We start from the raw sequence: 15,744 nt of genomic DNA on the forward strand, positions 1-15,744 counted from the left end.
AACGGCATTGTCACGGGCGCGCCTGCGCCAGTGACCGCTCCGCATTACATATTCTCGATCTTGGTCTGCAGGGCGCGGAGCTGTTCCTTCAGTTCCTCGATATCCTTGGCTTCCGCCTTGCGGCCTTCGGTCGGCTCGGCCTTGGGCGCCGTTACCGAAAAGGGCGAGAAGACTTCGAGCGCCTGACGGAAGATTTCCGTGTTGCGCTTGATCTGCTCTTCCATCAGCTGCATCGGGATCTGCAGGTTCTTGGCAAGCGGCGTATCGCCGAGCGTCTTGGCCATATGCTCGCGAATTTGCGACTGCTGTTCGCCAAAAGCATGCATCGACTGCTCGAGGTAAGAGGGAACGAAGGTCTGCATCTGGTCGCCATAATAGGAGATCAGCTGGCGCAGGAAGGAGATCGGCAGAAGCGTGTTGCCGTTCTTCGATTCCTGCTCGAAAATGATCTGAGTCAGCACAGAGTGGGTGATGTCGTCACCGCTCTTGGCGTCCTGGACCACGAAATCCTCGCCGCGCTTGACCATATGGGCAAGGTCGTCAAGCGTCACATAGGTGCTCGTGCCGGTGTTGTAGAGCCGCCGGTTGGCGTATTTCTTGATGACGATCTGCCCATCATTCTTGGCCATCTATTCCTCCTGATCCGATGCAAAACAACACGTTGGGCGCCGCTCCCCGATTTTGCAATCCAGCGCCCGCTGCAGTCTAAGCGAAATCAAAAGACAAACACAATCGCTTTTGTGCAATGCGGCGCGGGATTTGCTGCAGCCTTTTTGCGCAACATGGAACGGTTGTACTTGCTCTTCCGTCTTAGGGCTAAAGTTGAAGTGCGGATGGTCTCCACAAAGCCTGTGGTTTGCGGCAATGTGAAAGCGGGAGTGGAGAGGTCGCGGGGACAGCCTGCGGCAGCGTCGCATTGACAGGGGCAGGTCGGTTTGCCACTGTCGCGCCAACAGGTTCAGGAGGATCCAACCATGAGCACGTCTATCGTCATAGCCAGCGCGGCCCGCACGGCCGTCGGTTCTTTCAACGGCGCATTCGCCAACACACCGGCCCATGAACTCGGCGTGGCCGTCATCCAGGCTGTTCTTGCCCGAGCCGGCGTCGATGCCGCCGATGTCGATGAGGTCATCCTCGGTCAGGTGCTGCCGGCCGGCGAAGGCCAGAACCCGGCTCGTCAGGCCGCCGTCAAGGCCGGCCTTCCGCTTGAAGCAACCGCAATGGGCATCAACCAGCTCTGCGGTTCGGGCCTGCGTGCCGTAGCACTCGGCTTGCAGCAGATTGCCAATGGCGATGCCAAGATCATCGTTGCCGGCGGCATGGAATCGATGTCGATGTCGCCGCATTGCCAGTATCTGCGCGCCGGCGTGAAGATGGGTGATGTCAAACTCGTCGACACGATGATCAAGGACGGTCTCACGGATGCCTTCCATGGCTATCACATGGGCATCACCGCCGAGAATGTTGCCCGTCAGTGGCAGTTGAGCCGCGACGAACAGGATGCCTTTGCACTTGCTTCGCAGAACAAGGCAGAGGCAGCCCAGAAGGCCGGTCGTTTCGCCGATGAAATCGTGCCTTTCGTCATCAAGGGCCGCAAGGGCGACGTGACCGTCGATAGCGACGAATATATCCGTCACGGCGCCACGCTCGATTCACTCGCCAAGCTGCGTCCTGCTTTCGACAAGGAAGGCACCGTGACCGCGGGCAATGCTTCCGGCATCAATGACGGCGCCGCCGGCGTTCTCCTGATGACCGAAGAGGAAGCGGTTCGCCGTGGTCTGACGCCGATGGCACGCATCGCATCCTGGGCGACGGCCGGCGTCGATCCGAAGATCATGGGCACGGGTCCGATCCCGGCATCGCGCAAGGCGCTCGCAAAGGCGGGTTGGTCGATCGGCGACCTCGATCTGGTGGAAGCCAACGAGGCTTTTGCCGCCCAGGCGCTGGCGGTCAACAAGGATCTCGGCTGGAACCCGGATATCGTCAACGTCAATGGCGGTGCGATTGCCATCGGCCATCCGATCGGCGCATCGGGCGCCCGCGTGCTGAATACGCTCCTGTTCGAGATGAAGCGGCGTTCCGCTGCCAAGGGCCTTGCCACGCTCTGCATCGGCGGCGGCATGGGCATCGCCATGTGCGTCGAGGCCATGTGATCATCATTTGATCTATGAGTCGGCCCTGGCGATGGGTAGGGCCGACCCCAAACAAACTTGCAGAGGGAGGAAAACAGGGGATGAGCAAGGTAGCATTGGTCACTGGCGGATCGCGCGGTATCGGCGCCGCCATTTCGGTCGCACTCAAGAATGCGGGCTACAGCGTTGCTGCAAATTATGCCGGCAATGACGATGCCGCAAAGGCATTCACAGCCGAAACAGGCATTCCGACCTACAAGTGGGATGTTTCGAGCTATGAAGCCTGTGGCGAGGGAATTGCCAAGGTCGAGGCCGATCTTGGTCCGGTCGTGGTGCTGGTCAACAATGCCGGCATTACCCGCGACGCGATGTTCCACAAGATGACGCCCGATCAGTGGAATGCGGTGGTCAACACCAATCTCACGGGCCTGTTCAACATGACCCATCAGGTCTGGAACGGCATGCGGGATCGCTCGTTCGGCCGGGTGATTAATATCTCGTCCATCAATGGCCAGAAAGGCCAGATGGGGCAGGCGAACTACTCCGCCGCCAAGGCTGGCGATCTCGGCTTCACCAAGGCGCTGGCGCAGGAGGGCGCTGCCAAGGGTATCACCGTCAATGCCATCTGCCCGGGCTATATCGGCACCGAAATGGTGCGCGCCGTGCCGGAGAAGGTGCTCAACGAGCGGATCATTCCACTGATCCCGGTTGGCCGCCTCGGCGAGCCTGAGGAGATTGCGCGCTGCGTCGTTTTCCTGGCGGCCGACGATGCCGGATTCATTACCGGTTCGACGATTTCGGCCAACGGCGGCCAGTATTTCGCCTGATTGCGCGCTTTTAATCCGGCGGGTGGCCAAACCCGCCGGACTTCACGTCCGGATCCGATAGGTCGACTGGACCAGGCCGGAGGGGAAATGTCGTGTCTCGAGATGGTCGAGATCGATATCCCGGGCGAGATCACCGAAAAGTGGGCGACCTTTGCCAATGAGCACGGGAATGCGTGTCACGGTCATTGTTTGTATGAGCCCTTCCCGCAGGAAGGACTGGATGATCCTGCCGCCGTCAATGTAGGCCTTCCGAATTCCCTTTTCCGTCAAGTCCCGCATGATATCACGCGGGCCAAGTGCACTGATCTGGACTTTGTCGACCAGCGCTTCAGGACGCTCCTCGCTCCTCAATGTCGAGCTCAGAACCACCACCGGTTTGCTGTATGGCCAGGAATCAAAGGTCAGAACTGTCTCGTAGCTCTGGCGGCCCATGAGGATGACATCCATATCGGCGATGAAGGCATCATAGCCATGGTCTTCGCCTTCAACCTGTTGACGCATCAGCCAATCAATCGAGCCATCCGTACGCGCGATATAGCCATCGAGGCTTGTTGCGATGAAAACATGTCCTGAGACCAAGGGTTTCCTCCTTACGACATGAGTGGGAAAGCTGGTTATTTTATGGTTAACAAATTGTTATTCAACAATATTTTGTGGTGAACAGGTCCAGAACACTGTGCCAATTCCGATTCGTCGATGATTCGTTCCGTCTTTATACCGGTACTCGTCGATGTTCCTGCTTTCCCGCCGCAGCGAGATTTCTGTCTGAACATGTAGAATTCAAATGGGGCCGCCTATGGACATGGTTGGCCTGCCACAGACGCCCAACTCCCGGATCCGTGTTCTTCGAATTGCAACGGTGGCGCCTCCGGCGTCGCTCTCGTTTTCATGCTGAAAACCACTCAGAAACTCTTATGGTTAATAATTTCATAAAACACAATATATAGTCGTGAACAAAACGGGAATACAGTGACCATTCCGATTCGTCAGCGATTCGTTCAGGGTCGGTTCCGATGAATATCGGCTCGATTCGTTGAGCTTCATTTTTCAATATTTACAATTTATTAACCATGTTTTCGCTTGCGCTTTGACGGCATTTTTCCCTGTTTTTCCGCGTTTGGGGCTCGGGACGGCCGGATCAGTGAGCTTTTGTCGATTCTTGATCCCGAAACGGCACAAACTACAATATATGGTATAGAACGTTTGATGAACGAGATGGAGTCATCGATTCGTCGCCGATTCGTTCCGAGCCTGTTCCAGCGCCTCCCGGAAAGAGCAGCATCAGACTTTATGTTGGGGTGCGGCTTGCAATTCCTCCGGCGGGGGTGCATCCATGCCGCCGAAACGATCACGATGCTGGACTGGATAATTTGACCTCCGATCCCATGATCCTGAGTGGCCGCGGCGTAACCGCGGTTCTCGGCCCGACCAATACCGGCAAGACCCATTATGCCATCGAGCGTATGGTGGCCCATTCTTCCGGGGTCATTGGCTTGCCGTTGCGCCTTCTGGCGCGTGAGGTCTATGGCCGTGTGGTCGACAAGGTCGGGGTCGCGAATGTGGCGCTGATTACCGGCGAAGAGAAGATCGCTCCCCCCAATGCGCGTTATTCGGTCTGCACGGTCGAGGCGATGCCCGACGAAACCCGGGCCGCCTTTGTCGCCATCGACGAGGTGCAGTTGGCAGGCGATCTCGAACGCGGCCACGTCTTTACCGATCGAATTCTGAGACTGCGCGGACGCGAGGAAACGCTGCTTCTCGGATCGGCCACGATGAAGTCGATCCTCATGCATATCCTGCCGGGCATTCATGTGCTTGAGAGGCCGCGCCTCTCGCAGCTCTTCTATGCCGGCCAGAAGAAGATCACGCGTCTGCCGCATCGTTCGGTGATCGTCGCCTTCTCCGCCGATGAGGTCTATGCGATTGCCGAGCTGGTCAAGCGCCAGCGCGGCGGCGCCGCTGTCGTGATCGGAGCGCTCAGCCCCCGCACCCGCAATGCCCAGGTTGCGCTCTACCAGGAGGGCGATGTTGAATATCTGGTGGCGACCGATGCGATCGGCATGGGCCTCAATCTGGATGTCGATCACGTCGCCTTTGCCCAGGATCGCAAGTTCGACGGCTTCCAGTATCGCAATCTGAATTCGGGCGAACTCGGCCAGATCGCCGGCCGTGCCGGCCGCCATACCCGCGATGGCACCTTCGGGGTGACGGGCCACACCCAGCCGTTCGACGATGAAATGGTCGAGCGTATCGAGGCGCATGAGTTCGATCCGGTCAAGGTCATGCAATGGCGATCGCCCGCGCTCGACTTCTCCTCGCTCGCGTCGCTCCGCAACAGTCTTGATGCGGCGCCGCGGGTTGTGGGTCTCACCAAGGCCCTTCCGGCGGACGACATGCAGGCTCTCGAGCATCTGTCGCGTTATCCGGACATTTTGGACCTTGCCACAACGCGCGAAAGAGTGGAAAAGCTCTGGGAGATTTGTGCACTGCCGGATTACCGCCGGATTACATCGCTCCAGCATTCCGACCTCATCGCGGCAATCTACAAGGATGTCGTGCGAAAGGGTGCTGTCGATGAATCCTTCATGGCAGAGCAGGTCAGGCGCGCGGACCGGACGGATGGCGAGATTGATACGCTATCGGCCCGTATTGCGCAGATTAGAACATGGACCTATGTGTCAAACCGGCCGGGCTGGCTGGCAGATCCGGCACACTGGCAGGAAAAAACGCGCGAAATAGAGGATCGCCTCTCCGACGCGCTGCATGAACGGTTGACGAAACGCTTTGTGGATCGCAGGACGTCTGTGCTCATGAGGCGACTTAGAGAGAATGCTATGCTGGAAGCTGAAATCAGTGTGAATGGCGATGTCTTTGTTGAAGGGCATCATGTGGGGCAATTGTCGGGCTTCCGGTTTACCTTGGCGAGCACCGCCGATGGTCAGGACCTGAAGGCGGTGGAAAATGCCGCTGGCAAGGCGCTTGCGCTCGAGTTCGAAGCGCGCGCCGCGCGGCTTCATGCTGCCGGCAATGGCGATCTCGCGATCGGCAGCGATGGTGTCGTGCGCTGGGTAGGCGAGCCGATCGCCCGTCTCGCCGCATCCGATCACATCATGCGTCCGCGCGTCATCCTGCTGGCTGACGAACTTCTGTCCGGTCATGCCCGCGAGCATGTTCAGGCGCGCATCGAACGTTTCGTCAATCATCATATTGCTACGGTCCTCAAGCCGCTTGACGATCTGACGCGTGCGGAAGATCTGCAGGGCATTTCCAAGGGAATTGCCTACCAGATCGCTGAAAACCTCGGCGTGCTCTTCCGTCGCGACGTTGCCGATGATGTCAAGGCGCTCGACCAGGACGGCCGCGCTTCCCTGCGCAAGTATGGTATCCGTTTTGGCGCCTACCACATCTTCATGCCAGCACTTCTGAAGCCGGCGCCGGCCGAACTGATTACCCTGCTCTGGGCGCTGAAGAACGACATGATGGCAAGCCCCGGCTATGGCGATCTCATTCCTGCGCTCGCCGCCGGTCGCACGTCGATCGTGACCGATCCGAGCTTCGAACGCGACTTTTACAAACTGGCCGGTTTCCGGTTCCTGGGCAAGCGGGCGGTGCGCATCGATATTCTCGAGCGTCTGGCCGACATTATCCGGCCGCTGCTGCAATGGAAGCCGGGTTCGGCTGCGCGTCCTGACGGCGCCTATGATGGCCGCCGCTTCACCACGACGCCTGCAATGCTCTCGATCCTTGGCGCCACGGCCGATGATATCGAGGAAATCCTGAAGGGCCTCGGTTATCGCGCCGACAGCGTCAAGGCGGAAGAGGCTGCAGCTCACCTTGCGGCGATGGCTCCGGCTGCGCCCGGGGCTGCGGCATCGGAAGAAAAGGCACCCGCCGAAGGCGCTGAGGCCGAAGCAGACAGCAGCGAGACCACCGAAGTGGAGTCCGTTGCAGTCGAACCGGTCGAGGCTCCTGCTATTGACCAGGCTGCTGCCGAGCCGGTCGAAGAGAAGCGCGTCCTCCTATGGCGTCCGGGTGGCGGCAAGCCGCAGAATGAGCGCGGCCGCGAACAGGGCCAACGCGAACAGGGCCAGCGTCGCGAACGCAGCGGCGAGCAGCCGCATGGCCGCCGCAATGACAATCGCCAGGGTCAGCCGAACGGTAATCGGGGCGAGGAAAAGCGCGAAGGCCGCAAGGACAATCGCGATGGTCATCGGGACGGGCGGGGCGGCGAGCGTGGCGATAGGCCACCGCGCAACGACCAGCGCCAGGATCGTTCCGACCGTCCGCAAGCGCCGCGTCGTGACAACAAGGGCAAGCCCGCACAGCCGGCTCATTTTGAAGCCAAGCCGCGCAAGGACAAGCCGATGGATCCGGATTCGCCCTTCGCAAAACTCGCGATCCTGAAGGAACAGATGAAGAAGTAACATGGCCGAGGAGCAGGGCCCGGGACGCCAACGCATCGACAAATGGCTGTTCTTTACCCGAATGGCCAAATCCCGAAGCCTTGCTCAGACCTGGATCGAAGCCGGACATGTCGCCGTCAACGGAGACAAGGTCCGGCGCTCGAGCCTCGAAGTTAAAGTCGGGGACAGGGTCGAGGTCGTGGATCGGGACCGGAACATGGTTCTGATCGTCAAGGCGCCGGGCGAACGGCGGGGGCCTTATGAGGAGGCTCGGTTGCTCTATGAAGACCAGAGCCCTCCGCGCCAGAAGACCACGCCCTACGAGCAGGCCATTCGCGAGGCAGGATCCGGTCGGCCGGAAAAGAAAGACCGTCGCGAGATCGATCGTCTGCGCAATCGTTTTTCCCCGTTTGAAGATCCATGAAGCGAGCAGGGCAGAATTGCAAATCCTGCATGGCTCATATCACGCTCTCGGTTCTTGCAAAGACCGCTCAAAGTCGTTAGTGACGGGCGCAAACCGGGCGAAGCCTTGGCGGCCCAACGCGAACTTACGGAGCGCTTCATGACCTATGTCGTGACCGACAACTGCATCCGCTGCAAATACACGGATTGTGTGGAAGTCTGCCCTGTCGACTGCTTTTACGAGGGCGAGAATTTTCTCGTCATCCATCCGGATGAATGCATCGACTGCGGTGTCTGCGAGCCGGAATGTCCTGCCGAAGCCATCAAGCCCGATACCGAGTCCGGTCTCGACAAGTGGCTGAAAGTCAACGCGGAATATGCTGCGATCTGGCCGAACATCACCCAGAAGCGTGATGCCCTGCCGGAAGCCAAGGACATGGACGGCGTCGAAGGCAAGTTCGAGAAGTATTTTTCAGAGAAGCCCGGTACGGGCGATTGATATCGGCCCGGGCAGCGGACGGGCTTTGATCCGGCCGCTGCAGTTGCCCACCGGGCCGGGAAACGTGATGATGATCACAAATCGCCCTCCGGTCTTTGCGACGCGATTCACCATAGGAATCCGTACCTGACGCGCCTTGCCGTCAGGTCAAAGCAAATTATTGATTTCCACTGTTTTTTGTGTTAGGTAAGCGGACACTGATCCCGAGATGGGGCTTTTTGCCCGTAAATCACGAAAGCTACGATCCCTTGAAGCGGATTTTCCACAAAATGCACCCTTCAGGCTGCCAGCTTTCAGCTCGTGTCTGCCCAAGACATTGTTTCGATTTGAAAATCGCGGATTCGGTCTGCAGCTAGGCAGCATCGCCTCAATTTTCGGCCATTCCCGGCCGCCCCGGACCCTCCGGAAGCATATAGGGAGTTTGTGAAAAGCATGACAACCCAGATGAAGAAAACCGCCGCGCGCCATGGTTTCAAGACCGGTGAGTCCATCGTCTATCCCGCGCATGGCGTCGGGCAGATCGTGACCATCGAGGAGCAGGAAGTGGCGGGCATGAAGCTCGAGCTTTTCGTGATCGATTTCGAAAAGGACAAGATGCGTCTGAAGGTTCCGGTGGCCAAGGCTGTCAGCATCGGCATGCGCAAACTGTCCGAGACCGATTTCGTCGATCGGGCGCTGAAGGTTGTCCAGGGCAAGGCCCGCGTCAAGCGCACCATGTGGTCGCGTCGCGCGCAGGAATATGATGCCAAGATCAATTCGGGCGACCTGATCTCGATCGCAGAAGTGGTGCGCGACCTTTTCCGTGCCGAAAACCAGCCGGAACAATCCTATTCCGAACGCCAGCTCTATGAGCAGGCGCTTGATCGCATGGCGCGCGAAATTGCTGCCGTCAACAAGATGTCGGAAACCGAAGCTGTCCGCCTCGTGGAAACGCACCTGGCCAAGAGCCCGCGTCGCAGCAAGGCGACCGACGAAGACGATCAGGAAGAAGCTGCCTGATCTTCAGACTTTCCTCTTCGGGAAATCGAGGCCGGATCCGAAAGGATCCGGCTTTTTGGCTTTTAGGGGACACCAAGCGTGCGCAGGAGCGAAGTGAGAAATGGCCGGAAAGTCTGAAGATGCGTCAAGTCTCGACGAAGCTACACCCTGCCAATGGTATATCTATGGCGACCTGCTTGAGAGCCGGGGGCAATCGGACGCGGCACTAGCCGCTTATAAACTTGGATGTGCAAAGGCTGAGGCGATTGAGAACGGCACCTACCTCGTGACGGGCTATGACAGGATCGCGGTACTGACGGAGCGGGCTGGTAATTTATCTGCTGCCATAACGTCCTTTGAAAACAGCCTTGCCCTGACGGAGATAATGTTGGAGGAAAATCCGGGCGACGAGCAGTTGCAGCGTGATGTTGCCATTTGCCACGATTCTCTCGGCAGGGTCCATCTCAGAGACGGGAACATCGTTGCCGCTCGCGCAGCCTATGAGGCTAGCCTCGCGATAAGCGAACAGTTGGTCGCTACTGCACCTGATGACTTGGAAAGGAAACGCGATCTTCTGATTTGCTACAACAATCTCGGTGATGCCGCCATGGAGCAAGGAGACCTGCCGGCTGCGCGCGGCTGCCACGAACGAGCACTCGCCATAGCGGAACAGCTTTTGGCAAGTGCCCCTGAAAACACACAGTGGCAACGTGATATTACAATCTGTCATTTCAGGCTCGGCGATATGGCAATGCAGGAACATGATTTTGTGGTCGCGCGCAGCGCATACGAAGCCAGTCTTGCAATCCGCCAGCGCTTGTTTTCCGCCGATCCTGAGAATGAAGACCGACAGATCGATCTCGTTTCCAGCTATGATAAAATGTACCGTCTCTGCATTGCAGAAGGTGATTCGGTTAGCGCGCGCCTGGCTTGCGAGGCGGCCCTGCCGATCGAGGAAAAGATGGCCTCGACTGAGATGGACAAAGCGTCCTTATACCTCGATGTTTTGTTTCGCCTCCAAATGATCGGAGATCTGATTGCAGCGGAAGGCAATGACAACGCGTTGCCTCCATATTTTGAGACCGGCTTGGCTCGCGTGATCGCCTTTGCCAGCAAAAATGATCTGGATTCGTACGATCAGACAGAGTTCGCGTCTGGAATGAAGAGCATGGGAAACCTGTTGCTGAGGCTTGGCGATAAGGCTGCCGCCCTTAGTGCCTTTCAAGCCAGTCTTGCATTGGACGAGAGGCTTCACTCCCTTGATCCGCAGAATGTGACACTGCAGCACGCTCTTGATACGACGCGCAAAGCAATTTCTGACCTGGAATCCACGAAACAGCTTTCTTGAAATAAAAAGCCGCCGGAATCGCTCCCGGCGGCCATGTCTGTTCGTCGATGCCGATCAGGCCGCGAGGTCGCGCAGAACGGTCTGCAGGATGCCGCCATTCTCCATGTAGGTGACTTCGTCAAGCGTATCGATGCGGCAAAGCAGCGGGACTTCCTTCACGGTGCCGTCACCATAGGTGATCTTGGCGATCTTGGTCTCGCGCGGCTTGATATCGCCTTCGAGGCCTTCGATGGTGACGATTTCGTCGCCCTTGAGGTTGAGCGAAGCCCAGGTCGTGCCTTCCTGGAAGGTGAAGGGAACCACGCCCATGCCGACCAGGTTCGAACGGTGGATACGCTCGAAGGACTGGGCGACGACGGCCTTGACGCCGAGCAGGTTGGTGCCCTTGGCCGCCCAGTCACGCGACGAGCCGTTGCCATATTCGACGCCGGCGAAGATGACGAGCGGGATGCCTTCTTCCTTGTACTTCATGGCCGCATCGTAAATCGACATCTCTTCCTTGGACGGATAGTGGATCGTGTAGCCACCTTCCTTGCCGTTCGGTCCGAGCATGTGGTTGCGGATGCGGATGTTGGCGAAGGTGCCGCGCATCATCACTTCATGGTTGCCACGACGGGTGCCGTACTGGTTGAAGTCGGCAACGCCGACGCCATGCTCCATGAGGTAGGCACCGGCCGGCGAGGCGGCCTTGATCGAACCGGCCGGCGAAATGTGGTCGGTGGTGATCTTGTCGCCGAACAGGCCGAGGACGCGCGCGCCCTTGATGTCGGAAAGGCCAGCGCCCTTCTTCTGCATGCCCACGAAATAGGGCGGGTTCTGCACATAGGTCGAATCGTCGTCCCAGGCGTAGGTCTGGCCTTCCGGAACCTGCACGGCCTGCCAGTTGGCATCGCCCTTGAACACGTCGGCATACTTGGATTCGAACAGTTCGCGGGTCACATACTTGGCGATGAATTCCTGGACTTCGTGCGAGCTCGGCCAGATGTCCTTGAGGAACACCGGCTGGCCATCCGAACCGATACCGAGCGGCTCCTTGGTCAGGTCCTTCTGCACGGTGCCGGCCAGCGCATAGGCGACGACGAGCGGCGGCGAAGCGAGGTAATTTGCTTGCACATCCGGCGAGATGCGGCCTTCGAAGTTGCGGTTGCCCGACAGAACGCCAGCGGTGATCAGGCCCTTGTCGTTGATCGTCTTCGAAATCGGCGCCGGCAGCGGGCCGGAATTGCCGATGCAGGTGGTGCAGCCGAAGCCGACCAGGTTGAAGCCGAGTGCATCGAGTTCCTTCTGCAGGCCGGACTTGGCGAGATATTCGCCGACGACCTGCGATCCCGGTGCCAGCGAGGTCTTGACCCAGGGCTTGGACTTCAGGCCCTTGGCAACGGCGTTGCGGGCGAGAAGGCCGGCCGCGATCAGCACGCTCGGGTTCGAGGTGTTGGTGCAGGAGGTGATGGCGGCAATGCAGACATCGCCATGGCCAAGATCATAGTTTTCGCCTTCGACGGCATAGCGGGTCGCAAGCTGGCCGGGCTTCTTGTAATCACCTTCGAGCGCGGTTGCGAAGTTCGGAGCGATGGTTTCGAGCGGCAGGCGGCCTTCCGGACGCTTGGGGCCGGCCATCGACGGAACGACGTCGCCGAGGTCGAGTTCGAGCGTGTCGGTGAAGACGAGGTCGGCACCGTCATTGTCGCGCCACATGCCCTGCGCCTTGGAATAGGCTTCCACGAGCGCAATACGATCCTTAGTGCGGCCCGACATGTTGAGGTAGCTGATGGTTTCGGCATCGACCGGGAAGAAGCCGCAGGTCGCGCCATATTCCGGACCCATGTTGCCGATCGTTGCGCGGTCGGCGACCGGCATATTGTCCATGCCCGGGCCGAAGAATTCGACGAACTTGGAAACAACGCCCTTCTTGCGCAGCATCTGCACGACGGTGAGCACGAGGTCGGTGGCGGTCACGCCTTCCTTGAGTTTGCCCGTCAGCTTGAAGCCGATGACTTCCGGCAGCAGCATGGAAACCGGCTGGCCGAGCATGGCTGCTTCGGCTTCGATGCCGCCCACGCCCCAGCCGAGAACGCCGAGACCATTGATCATGGTCGTGTGGCTGTCGGTACCGACGCAGGTGTCCGGATAGGCGATCGTTTCGCCATCTTCTTCCTTGGTCCAGACGGTCTGGCCGAGATATTCGAAGTTGACCTGGTGACAGATGCCGGTGCCGGGGGGGACAACGCGGAAGTTCTTGAATGCCTGCTGGCCCCACTTGAGGAAGCGGTAACGTTCGCCGTTGCGCTGGTATTCCAGTTCGACGTTGCGGGCGAAGGCCTGCGGGGTGCCGAATTCGTCGACGATAACGGAGTGGTCGATGACGAGATCGACGGGCACCAGCGGGTTGATCTTTTCCGGATCGCCGCCGAGCGCCTTGATGCCGTCACGCATGGCAGCCAGGTCAACGACGGCCGGAACGCCGGTGAAGTCCTGCATCAGCACGCGCGCCGGGCGATAGGCGATTTCGGCCTCCTTGAGGCCCTTGTTCACCAGCCACTCGGCCACAGCCTCGATGTCGGACTTGGTGACGGAACGGCCATCTTCGTTGCGCAGCAGGTTCTCGAGCAGAACCTTCATCGAATAGGGCAATTTGGAAACGCCGGCGAGACCATTGGCTTCCGCCTTGGGCAGGCTGTAGTAGACGTAGCTCTTGCCATTGACCTCGAGGATCGAGTGGCAATTGAAACTATCGAGAGATTTGGACATGGAATAACCCGTCTCGTCTGATCAGCTGAACTGACGTGCGAACGCCCGGCGCCCGAAAGCGCTTTATGGGATGCGGGTGCAACCATTTCCGCTGTCCGCACGCGAAATTGCCCTCCGCAATTCCAAGTTCGGCACAAGGATGATAATCACGCCGGCTGCTGGCGTGGTTGCGGGCCTTATAGATAATTTCTAAACAGGGTGCCAGACCCACTAAGGTTCTAAGACAAATATTTTTTTGCATTGCGGCGAGGAACGCCGCCCGGAGGCAAGCGTGTTGACTTTGGAAGTCCACCGAATGGCGGTCAAGCGCGGCGACGAGCGCCTGTTCTCCGATATTTCCTTTCGTCTTGCGGCCGGCGAGGCGCTGGTGATTACCGGGCGCAACGGCACGGGAAAATCGACCCTGATTCGGGCAATCGCCGGGCTGCTGCCGGCTGACGAGGGAGAGGCGATCGTCACGGTCGGTGATGCGGTCTGCCCGCGTGCGGCCGAAGCCTGTCACTATCTCGGCCATCGCAATGCCATGAAGCGGGAAATGAGCGTCGAGGAAAATCTCGCGTTCTGGAAACGGTTCATGGGTGATTTCGAAGGCGGATCGGGTCTTGAGCCGGAAGAGGCTGCAGACAGGCTTGGACTGGCCGCCCTTTTGCATCTGCCATTCGGCTATCTTTCCGCTGGCCAGCAGCGCCGCATGGCGATGGCAAAGCTGTTGACCGCGTGGCGGCCGATCTGGCTTCTCGACGAACCGACGGCAGCGCTCGACGTGCAATCGGAAGCACTTTTTGCGGATCTCATGCGCAGCCATCTTGCAGCCGGAGGCATCGTCGTTGCGGCGACGCACCAGCCGCTCGGGCTCGAAGCGATCCAATCGCTTGTCATGCAGGGATTTACCTATCAGGAGGAGCTTGCATGATCTCGCTGTTCCTCCGTGATCTCAAGCTTGGCATTCGAGCCGGCGGTGGCGCCATGACCGGCGTGCTTTTCTTCATGACCGTGGTCACCATCATTCCGTTCGGTGTCGGGCCCGATCTCAATCTGCTTTCCCGAATCGGTCCGGCCATCCTCTGGACCGGGGCGCTGCTGGCCTCATTGCTCGGGCTCGATCGCCTGTTTCAGGCCGAGCGCGAGGATGGATCGCTCGATCTCCTGACCATGCAGGAAACGCCACTGACGCTGATCGTCTTCGTCAAATGCCTGGCGCACTGGACGACGTCGGTCCTGCCGCTCATCATAGCCTCGCCGCTTCTCAGCCTTTTCATGAACATGAACGAGGTGCAGATCGGCGCACTTGCCGCGACGCTTCTGGTTGGTTCGCCCGCCATCACCTTTATCGGGGCGGCGGGGGCGGCGGTGGCCGTGTCGCTGCCGCGCGGTGGTCTGATCGTTTCGATTCTTGTCTTGCCGCTCACCATTCCGGTGCTGATTTTCGGCGTTTCGGCGGTCTATGCAGCGGTCGAAGATCCAGCGCCCTTCCTGCCGCCGTTTCTGGCCCTGATAGCACTCAGCCTGTTTTTCGCCGTCATCGGTCCTTTTGCTGCAGCGCTGGCGCTGCGATCCTCGGCAGAATGACGCTTTTGTGAGCCCCAGTTTGACCGGGATCAATTGCAGCAGTTCGGCAAAACCGCTATGGAAACGCCCATGACGACGATGAGCCTCGCCCTGACCAAACTGACCGAACTCGCCAATCCCACGCGCTTTCTGGCGCTTTCGGGAAAGGTCCTGCCATGGCTCTGGGCGGTTACGCTGCTGCTTTTGGCGATCGGGACCTACCTCAGCTTTACCACTGAGGGCGATTACCAGCAGGGCGAGACGGTGCGGATCATGTATATCCATGTGCCCTCGGCCTGGCTGTCGATGATGTGCTATTCGATCATGGCGATCTCCGCACTCGGAACGCTCGTCTGGCGCCATCCGCTCGCCGATGTCTCGGCCAAGGCTGCTGCACCGATTGGCGCGATTTTTACCTTCCTGGCGCTGATCACCGGTTCGCTCTGGGGCAAACCGATGTGGGGCACCTGGTGGGAATGGGATGCGCGGCTGACCTCGGTGTTCGTGCTTTTCCTGATGTATCTCGGCCTGATTGCGTTCAATCGCGCGATGGATGATCCGAGCCGCGCGGCCAAGGTCAGCGCCATCATGATCCTGGTGGGGTTCGTCAACATTCCGATCATCAAGTTCTCGGTCGAATGGTGGAATACGCTGCACCAGCCGGCCAGCGTCATGCGGCTCGATGGGCCGACCATCGATCCTGAATTCCTGCGCCCGCTGCTGGTGATGGCGATTGCCTTTACGCTTTTGTTTTTCGCGCTGCATCTGACGGCGATCCGCAACGAGATCTGGCGCCGCCGCATCGGGGTCATGCGCCGCAATGCCGCCCGTGCGGCGCAAGCCGGCGCGGAGGGCTGAG

General features: G+C 59.2%; 13 protein-coding genes. 10 read left to right on the top strand and 3 right to left on the bottom strand.

Features of this window, described 5'->3' with window-relative positions:
• Nucleotides 1-44: 44 nt before the first annotated feature.
• Complete coding sequence (gene phaR, locus Q4481_RS13230; protein WP_304376845.1) at nt 45-629, bottom strand: polyhydroxyalkanoate synthesis repressor PhaR; 585 nt, start codon at nt 627-629, stop codon at nt 45-47.
• Nucleotides 630-974: 345 nt separating this feature from the next.
• Between phaR and Q4481_RS13235 the strand changes: the two genes are divergently transcribed.
• Complete coding sequence (locus tag Q4481_RS13235; protein WP_304376846.1) at nt 975-2,153, top strand: acetyl-CoA C-acetyltransferase; 1,179 nt, start codon at nt 975-977, stop codon at nt 2,151-2,153.
• An 80-nt stretch (nt 2,154-2,233) separates the two neighbouring features.
• Nucleotides 2,234-2,959 carry a beta-ketoacyl-ACP reductase gene (locus tag Q4481_RS13240; RefSeq protein WP_304376847.1) on the top strand — a complete coding sequence of 242 codons (726 nt, stop codon included), beginning with the start codon at nt 2,234-2,236 and terminating at the stop codon, nt 2,957-2,959.
• 42 nt (nt 2,960-3,001) lie between these two features.
• Here the strand turns inward: Q4481_RS13240 and Q4481_RS13245 are convergent, their stop codons facing one another.
• Nucleotides 3,002-3,538: a dihydrofolate reductase family protein gene (locus tag Q4481_RS13245; RefSeq protein ID WP_304376848.1), complete on the bottom strand. Its 537-nt coding sequence runs from the start codon at nt 3,536-3,538 to the stop codon at nt 3,002-3,004.
• An 806-nt stretch (nt 3,539-4,344) separates the two neighbouring features.
• Between Q4481_RS13245 and Q4481_RS13250 the strand changes: the two genes are divergently transcribed.
• The 5 genes from Q4481_RS13250 to Q4481_RS13270 all read left to right on the top strand — a co-directional run bounded on the left by Q4481_RS13250 (nt 4,345) and on the right by Q4481_RS13270 (nt 10,589).
• Nucleotides 4,345-7,383, top strand: a complete 3,039-nt coding sequence (locus Q4481_RS13250) for a helicase-related protein (RefSeq protein ID WP_304376957.1) — start codon at nt 4,345-4,347, stop codon at nt 7,381-7,383.
• A gap of 1 nt (nt 7,384) precedes the next feature.
• Nucleotides 7,385-7,786 carry an RNA-binding S4 domain-containing protein gene (locus tag Q4481_RS13255; RefSeq protein WP_304376849.1) on the top strand — a complete coding sequence of 134 codons (402 nt, stop codon included), beginning with the start codon at nt 7,385-7,387 and terminating at the stop codon, nt 7,784-7,786.
• 138 nt (nt 7,787-7,924) lie between these two features.
• Nucleotides 7,925-8,263 (top strand): ferredoxin FdxA, encoded by a 339-nt coding sequence (fdxA, locus tag Q4481_RS13260; protein WP_304376850.1) that lies wholly within the window; start codon nt 7,925-7,927, stop codon nt 8,261-8,263.
• A 432-nt stretch (nt 8,264-8,695) separates the two neighbouring features.
• Nucleotides 8,696-9,262, top strand: a complete 567-nt coding sequence (locus Q4481_RS13265) for a CarD family transcriptional regulator (protein WP_304376851.1) — start codon at nt 8,696-8,698, stop codon at nt 9,260-9,262.
• Nucleotides 9,263-9,362: 100 nt separating this feature from the next.
• The gene (locus tag Q4481_RS13270; protein ID WP_304376852.1) at nt 9,363-10,589 is read left to right on the top strand and encodes a tetratricopeptide repeat protein; all 1,227 of its coding nucleotides are present in this window, start codon (nt 9,363-9,365) and stop codon (nt 10,587-10,589) included.
• A 54-nt stretch (nt 10,590-10,643) separates the two neighbouring features.
• Here Q4481_RS13270 and acnA read toward each other — a convergent pair whose 3' ends face one another.
• Entirely contained in the window at nt 10,644-13,337 is a 2,694-nt protein-coding gene (acnA, locus tag Q4481_RS13275; RefSeq protein ID WP_304376853.1) for an aconitate hydratase AcnA, read from the bottom strand.
• 274 nt (nt 13,338-13,611) lie between these two features.
• Here acnA and ccmA point away from each other — a divergent pair, with 274 nt between their 5' ends.
• The 3 genes from ccmA (at nt 13,612) to Q4481_RS13290 (ending at nt 15,743) form a co-directional block, all read left to right on the top strand.
• Nucleotides 13,612-14,250: a heme ABC exporter ATP-binding protein CcmA gene (gene ccmA / locus Q4481_RS13280; protein ID WP_304376958.1), complete on the top strand. Its 639-nt coding sequence runs from the start codon at nt 13,612-13,614 to the stop codon at nt 14,248-14,250.
• A complete protein-coding gene (ccmB, locus tag Q4481_RS13285; RefSeq protein ID WP_304376854.1) occupies nt 14,247-14,906 on the top strand; it encodes a heme exporter protein CcmB in 660 nt (219 codons plus the stop codon). The genes ccmA and ccmB overlap by 4 nt, the downstream gene beginning before the upstream one ends.
• Nucleotides 14,907-14,975: 69 nt before the next feature.
• Entirely contained in the window at nt 14,976-15,743 is a 768-nt protein-coding gene (locus Q4481_RS13290; RefSeq protein WP_304376855.1) for a heme ABC transporter permease, read from the top strand.
• Nucleotide 15,744: the final 1 nt, after the last annotated feature.

Source organism: Fluviirhizobium alvei (assembly GCF_030551875.1).
GTDB lineage: Bacteria > Pseudomonadota > Alphaproteobacteria > Rhizobiales > Rhizobiaceae > Rhizobium_E > Rhizobium_E alvei.

Excerpts from the sequence above, each read along its gene's own strand:
- phaR (WP_304376845.1), bottom strand. The coding sequence starts at position 629 with ATGGCCAAGAATGATGGGCAGATCGTCATCAAGAAATACGCCAACCGG.
- Q4481_RS13235 (WP_304376846.1), top strand. The coding sequence starts at position 975 with ATGAGCACGTCTATCGTCATAGCCAGCGCGGCCCGCACGGCCGTCGGT.
- Q4481_RS13240 (WP_304376847.1), top strand. The coding sequence starts at position 2,234 with ATGAGCAAGGTAGCATTGGTCACTGGCGGATCGCGCGGTATCGGCGCC.
- Q4481_RS13250 (WP_304376957.1), top strand. The coding sequence starts at position 4,345 with ATGATCCTGAGTGGCCGCGGCGTAACCGCGGTTCTCGGCCCGACCAAT.
- Q4481_RS13255 (WP_304376849.1), top strand. The coding sequence starts at position 7,385 with ATGGCCGAGGAGCAGGGCCCGGGACGCCAACGCATCGACAAATGGCTG.
- fdxA (WP_304376850.1), top strand. The coding sequence starts at position 7,925 with ATGACCTATGTCGTGACCGACAACTGCATCCGCTGCAAATACACGGAT.
- Q4481_RS13265 (WP_304376851.1), top strand. The coding sequence starts at position 8,696 with ATGACAACCCAGATGAAGAAAACCGCCGCGCGCCATGGTTTCAAGACC.
- Q4481_RS13270 (WP_304376852.1), top strand. The coding sequence starts at position 9,363 with ATGGCCGGAAAGTCTGAAGATGCGTCAAGTCTCGACGAAGCTACACCC.
- acnA (WP_304376853.1), bottom strand. The coding sequence starts at position 13,337 with ATGTCCAAATCTCTCGATAGTTTCAATTGCCACTCGATCCTCGAGGTC.
- ccmB (WP_304376854.1), top strand. The coding sequence starts at position 14,247 with ATGATCTCGCTGTTCCTCCGTGATCTCAAGCTTGGCATTCGAGCCGGC.
- Q4481_RS13290 (WP_304376855.1), top strand. The coding sequence starts at position 14,976 with ATGACGACGATGAGCCTCGCCCTGACCAAACTGACCGAACTCGCCAAT.